Source organism: Halomonas flagellata, from assembly GCF_022487945.1.
In the GTDB taxonomy this organism is placed as follows: Bacteria; Pseudomonadota; Gammaproteobacteria; order Pseudomonadales; family Halomonadaceae; genus Halomonas; species Halomonas flagellata.
Genome location: NZ_JAKVPY010000124.1, coordinates 1 through 589 on the forward strand (window position 1 = coordinate 1; position 589 = coordinate 589).

The 589-nt window shown below is 51.4% G+C and carries 2 protein-coding genes; both read right to left on the reverse strand.

The window, feature by feature from the left end; translation table 11 throughout:
• Nucleotides 1-237, reverse strand: a 237-nt coding sequence (locus MKP05_RS21475; protein WP_439109016.1) for a P-loop NTPase family protein, incomplete at its 3' end; no start/stop codon positions are given.
• A gap of 72 nt (nt 238-309) precedes the next feature.
• On the reverse strand, nt 310-589 hold a 280-nt coding region (locus tag MKP05_RS21480; RefSeq protein ID WP_240570160.1), incomplete at its 5' end, for a PACE efflux transporter.

Consider the following 589-nt stretch of genomic DNA (forward strand, 5'->3'; position numbering starts at 1 on the left):
CCCCAGGGAATAGGTTTTAAATTTACTGTCCTTTCTGTCTAAAAGACCAACCAGTTCTAATTTTTCCTCGATCTTATCATCGGGAACTTCTTTAATTTTACAGACCAATTTCAGGTTTTGAACCGCACTCATGTACGGATAAAAGTTTGGACGCTCTATAATGGCGCCTACTTTTTTTAGGGCTTGGTGTGTAGAGGTATTGCCGTCAAACCAAAAAAAAGGAGTGCAATTTACCATATTTATGGTTCGTCTGTTGCGATAGTTTTCGGTGATAAAGTCGCGGCGGATCGTCGAAGATCCGCGCCGGGATTAACCGCGCGCCGTCTGGCGCGGGCGGCGGTGACGAATAACGCGCTCGCGCAGGGTGTCCCATACCCAGTTAAAGGCCATGGTGTAGGGCAGGAAGAAAAGCATAAAACCGATCTCCAGCATAAACGCCTGCAGCAGCGAGACGCCCAGCACGATCGCCACCATGGTGACGCCAATGATGACGAATCCGGTTTCGAAACCGAGCGCGTGCAGGGCGCGTACTTTCAGCTGGCGGGGGAAGCGGGAGACCGGCCACAGGCGATCGAACGCCGCGTTATAG